Below are 5,605 nucleotides of genomic sequence, written 5' to 3'. Positions count from 1 at the left end.
CTATAATGCGCCGCTCTGACAGATTAGGTCGCTGTAAAGTGTTTTAATTTGTTGGGAATTTTGTTTGAATTGTTAAGTAAAAAACATTAAATAAATGTTGATTACTTGAAAATCAAAGAGTAGAATTCCCGCCTCGCTCAAGCAACGGTTTTGAGCTGAACCTTAAAAAATGAGAACCAGAAAAACTTGTGTGGGTGCTTGTGGCTTGTGTTTTAACGCAAGAAGCAAGAACCATACGAACGATTTAGAATCGGTATTTATGGTGTGTTTACACATTATGGATGTCGACGATTAACACGTAAGTTAGGTTCGACCTTCAATTTAAAGATATAAAGTCCGTAAGGACTTAAAACATTTTAAACTGAAGAGTTTGATCCTGGCTCAGATTGAACGCTGGCGGCATGCTTAACACATGCAAGTCGAACGGAAACGCGAAGAGCTTGCTCTTTGGCGTCGAGTGGCGGACGGGTGAGTAACGCGTGGGAATCTACCCAGTAGTGGAGGACAGCCAGGAGAAATCCTGATTAATACTGCATACGATCTACGGATGAAAGGTGGCCTCTGCTTGCATGCTATCGCTATTGGATGAGCCCGCGTTAGATTAGCTAGTTGGTGGGGTAAGAGCCTACCAAGGCGACGATCTATAGCTGGTCTGAGAGGACGACCAGCCACATCGGGACTGAGACACGGCCCGGACTCCTACGGGAGGCAGCAGTGGGGAATATTGGACAATGGGCGCAAGCCTGATCCAGCAATGCCGCGTGTGTGAAGAAGGCCCTAGGGTTGTAAAGCACTTTCAATTGTGAAGAAGGGTATAAGATTAATACTCTTGTATCTTGACGTTAACTTTAGAAGAAGCACCGGCTAACTCTGTGCCAGCAGCCGCGGTAATACAGAGGGTGCGAGCGTTAATCGGAATTACTGGGCGTAAAGCGCGCGTAGGCGGTTAGATAAGTCAGATGTGAAATCCCCGGGCTCAACCTGGGAACTGCACCTGATACTGTTTAACTAGAGTTTGGGAGAGGGAAGTAGAATTTCAGGTGTAGCGGTGAAATGCATAGAGATCTGAAGGAATACCAGTGGCGAAGGCGACTTCCTGGCCTAAAACTGACGCTGAGGTGCGAAAGCGTGGGTAGCAAACGGGATTAGATACCCCGGTAGTCCACGCCGTAAACGATGTCAACTAGTCGTCGGTTCCCTTGAGGGATCGGTGACGCAGCTAACGCATTAAGTTGACCGCCTGGGGAGTACGGTCGCAAGACTAAAACTCAAAGGAATTGACGGGGGCCCGCACAAGCGGTGGAGCATGTGGTTTAATTCGATGCAACGCGAAGAACCTTACCATCCCTTGACATCCGGAGAATTTGCAAGAGATTGCTTAGTGCCTTCGGGAACTCCGTGACAGGTGCTGCACGGCTGTCGTCAGCTCGTGTCGTGAGATGTTGGGTTAAGTCCCGCAACGAGCGCAACCCCTATCCTTGGTTGCTAACAGGTTAAGCTGAGAACTCCAGGGAGACTGCCGGTGACAAACCGGAGGAAGGTGGGGACGACGTCAAGTCATCATGGCCCTTATGGGATGGGCTACACACGTGCTACAATGGCCAGTACAGAGGGTTGCGAACTTGCGAGAGTAAGCTAATCCCAGAAAGCTGGTCGTAGTCCGGATTGGAGTCTGCAACTCGACTCCATGAAGTTGGAATCGCTAGTAATCGTGGATCAGAATGCCACGGTGAATACGTTCCCGGGCCTTGTACACACCGCCCGTCACACCATGGGAGTGGGCTGCAAAAGAAGTGGGTAGACTAACCTTCGGGATGTCGCTCACCACTTTGTGGTTCATGACTGGGGTGAAGTCGTAACAAGGTAGCCCTAGGGGAACCTGGGGCTGGATCACCTCCTTAAAGATAACGTTAATTCATAAGTTACGAGTATCCACACAAGTTAATCTGGTTAGACTGTAAGCAAGCCCTCGGGTTTGTATAAAAGCCTGCTCAAGACTTGAGTCAGTAGACAGAGTTTGGGTCTATAGCTCAGTTGGTTAGAGCGCACCCCTGATAAGGGTGAGGTCGGTGGTTCAAATCCACCTAGACCCACCAATTACTGGTGAGGCTTAGCACCCCAATGGGGCCATAGCTCAGTTGGGAGAGCGCCTGCCTTGCACGCAGGAGGTCGTCGGTTCGATCCCGTCTGGCTCCACCAATTTAGTATTGGTGTATCTACATACAGTCTAATATCTATCATAACGATAGAGTTCTCAAAATATTGATCATAAGGTCATCAAGCTGCTTTCACGAAGACGTGGACAAAGGCATCTTTATTGACTTTATAGTCAAACACATTCTTTAGTATAAAGGATGCGTTCTTTAACAAATTAGGCAAAGCAAGATTTATCATGAAGTTAACTTACGAGTTAATGAAGTGGTGAATCGAACTAGGCGAGTAATACAAGCGTTGATGAGACGTAAGTATTGCTTGAAAACGCTATTTAAGTTTCATAACAGGACTTGAATAGCACCAAAATGGTGTTTTAAGAAGATAGTTATCATCTGATTAAAAGACCATTCTCAAACGTTACAAGTAAAACAGTCATTGCTTTGATAGTTATCCTGGTTATTAGCAATAATAATTAGAGGTGACAAGTTTATGAGGTCATACAAAAGGCTCATAGACTGTTCAAGGTTATAGAATCAAGTGACTAAGCGTATGTGGTGGATGCCTAGGCGGTAAGAGGCGATGAAGGACGTTGTAGCATGCGATAAGCCCCGGTTAGTCTGCAAACAGACATTGATCCGAGGATTTCCGAATGGGGAAACCCGGCACCATAAGGTGTCATCCCTAACTGAATACATAGGTTAGGCGAAGCAAACCCGGAGAACTGAAACATCTAAGTACCCGGAGGAAAAGAAATCAACCGAGATTCCCCAAGTAGCGGCGAGCGAAAGGGGAGCAGCCGAGCAATATAGTTATAGAAGAACACTCTGGAAAGTGTGACCATAGTGGGTGATAGTCCCGTATTTGAAATAACTTTATTGACGTATTAAGTAGGTCGGGGCACGAGAAACCTTGACTGAAGATAGGGGGACCATCCTCTAAGGCTAAATACTCCTTACCGACCGATAGTGAACCAGTACTGTGAAGGAAAGGCGAAAAGAACCCCGGAGAGGGGAGTGAAATAGAACCTGAAACCGCATACGTACAAGCAGTGGGAGCCTCCTTTGAGGGGTGACTGCGTACCTTTTGTATAATGGGTCAGCGACTTAATTTTAGTAGCAAGGTTAACCGTTAGGGGAGCCGTAGGGAAACCGAGTCTTAATAGGGCGTTTAGTTGCTAGGATTAGACCCGAAACCGAGCGATCTATCCATGGCCAGGTTGAAGGTGCCGTAACAGGCACTGGAGGACCGAACCCACGTATGTTGAAAAATGCAGGGATGAGCTGTGGATCGGAGTGAAAGGCTAATCAAGCTCGGAGATAGCTGGTTCTCCTCGAAATCTATTTAGGTAGAGCCTCGTATATAACTCCTGGGGGTAGAGCACTGTTATGGCTAGGGGGCCCTGACCGGCTTACCAACCCATTGCAAACTCCGAATACCAGGAAGTTCAGTACGGGAGACACACGGCGGGTGCTAACGTCCGTCGTGGAAAGGGAAACAACCCAGACCGCCAGCTAAGGTCCCAAAATTACAGCTCAGTGGGAAACGATGTGGGAAGGCATAGACAGCTAGGAGGTTGGCTTAGAAGCAGCCATCCTTTAAAGAAAGCGTAATAGCTCACTAGTCGAGTCGGCCTGCGCGGAAGATTTAACGGGGCTAAGCTGTATACCGAAGCTGCGGAATTACAATTTATTGTAATTGGTAGAGGAGCGTTCTGTAAGCCGTTGAAGGTGGTGTCGTAAGGCCTGCTGGAGGTATCAGAAGTGCGAATGCTGACATGAGTAACGATAAGACGGGTGAAAAACCCGTCCGCCGAAAACCCAAGGTTTCCTGCGCAACGCTAATCGGCGCAGGGTTAGTCGGATCCTAAGGCGAGGCCGAAAGGCGTAGTCGATGGAAAACAGGTTAATATTCCTGTACCGCTATTATATGCGATGGGGTGACGGAGAAGGCTAGACCAGAACACAGTTGGTTTTGTGTATCTAAGCGTTTAGGTGTAGGACTTAGGCAAATCCGGGTCCTTTTAACACTGATGCGTGAATGCGACGATCTTACGAGATTGGAGTGGTCGATGCCATGCTTCCAGGAAAACCCTCTAAGCTTCAGTATAATAGTGTCCGTACCCCAAACCAACACAGGTGGGTGGGATGAGAATTCTAAGGCGCTTGAGAGAACTCTGGTGAAGGAACTAGGCAAAATGGTACCGTAACTTCGGGAGAAGGTACGCCCCCTGCGGTTCACGCTGCGGGGGGCCACAGAAACTAGGTGGCTGCGACTGTTTAACAAAAACACAGCACTCTGCAAACTCGAAAGAGGACGTATAGGGTGTGACGCCTGCCCGGTGCCGGAAGGTTAATTGATGGGGTTATCTTCGGAGAAGCTCTTGATCGAAGCCCCGGTAAACGGCGGCCGTAACTATAACGGTCCTAAGGTAGCGAAATTCCTTGTCGGGTAAGTTCCGACCTGCACGAATGGCGTAACGACGGCCACACTGTCTCCACCAGAGGCTCAGTGAAATTGAAATCGCGGTTAAGATGCCGTGTACCCGTGGCTAGACGGAAAGACCCCGTGCACCTTTACTACAGCTTTGCACTGAACATTGGGCCTACTTGTGTAGGATAGGTGGGAGACTTTGAAACCGGGACGCTAGTTCTGGTGGAGTCAACCTTGAAATACCACCCTGGTATGTCTGATGTTCTAACCCAGTTCCCTTATCGGGATCGGGGACAGTGTATGGTGGGTAGTTTGACTGGGGCGGTCTCCTCCTAAAGAGTAACGGAGGAGCGCGACGGTTCGCTAATCCCGGTCGGAAATCGGGAGGTTTGTGCAAAGGCAAAAGCGAGCTTGACTGCGAGACTGACACGTCGAGCAGGTACGAAAGTAGGTCTTAGTGATCCGGTGGTTCTGTATGGAAGGGCCATCGCTCAACGGATAAAAGGTACGCCGGGGATAACAGGCTGATACCGCCCAAGAGTTCATATCGACGGCGGTGTTTGGCACCTCGATGTCGGCTCATCACATCCTGGGGCTGAAGCAGGTCCCAAGGGTATGGCTGTTCGCCATTTAAAGTGGTACGCGAGCTGGGTTCAGAACGTCGTGAGACAGTTCGGTCCCTATCTGCCATGGGCGTTAGAATCTTGAGGGAAGCTTCTCCTAGTACGAGAGGACCGGAGTGGACGAACCTCTGGTGTACCTGTTGTCACGCCAGTGGCATAGCAGGGTAGCTAAGTTCGGACGGGATAAACGCTGAAAGCATCTAAGCGTGAAGCCCCTCCCAAGATGAGGATTCTCTGGGGACTAGATCCCCCTAAAGGGCCGTTGAAGACTACGACGTTGATAGGCACCATGTGGAAGTTCAGTAATGAATGTAGCTAAGGTGTACTAATTGCCCGTGAGGCTTGATTCTATAACCTTAAATGGTTTGTGAGTTGGCTTTTTTACAAGTAACAAAGAT

2 tRNA genes and 2 rRNA genes are annotated in these 5,605 nt (G+C 48.9%); all 4 read left to right on the top strand.

Features of this window, described 5'->3' with window-relative positions:
• Positions 1-358 precede the first annotated feature (358 nt).
• Positions 359-1,901, top strand: a 16S ribosomal RNA gene (locus OO007_RS20170).
• 118 nt (positions 1,902-2,019) lie between these two features.
• Positions 2,020-2,096 (top strand) — tRNA-Ile (locus OO007_RS20165).
• Positions 2,097-2,123: 27 nt separating this feature from the next.
• Positions 2,124-2,199 (top strand) — tRNA-Ala (locus OO007_RS20160).
• A 486-nt stretch (positions 2,200-2,685) separates the two neighbouring features.
• A 23S ribosomal RNA gene (locus OO007_RS20155) occupies positions 2,686-5,557 on the top strand.
• Together the 16S and 23S rRNA genes with 2 tRNA genes alongside form the textbook arrangement of a ribosomal RNA operon.
• The last annotated feature ends 48 nt before the right edge of the window (positions 5,558-5,605 follow it).

This window comes from Cocleimonas sp. KMM 6892, assembly GCF_035798195.1.
GTDB lineage: Bacteria > Pseudomonadota > Gammaproteobacteria > Thiotrichales > Thiotrichaceae > Cocleimonas > Cocleimonas flava.
Note: the sequence above shows the minus strand (reverse complement) of the source record. Positions and strands in the feature narration are given on the sequence as shown.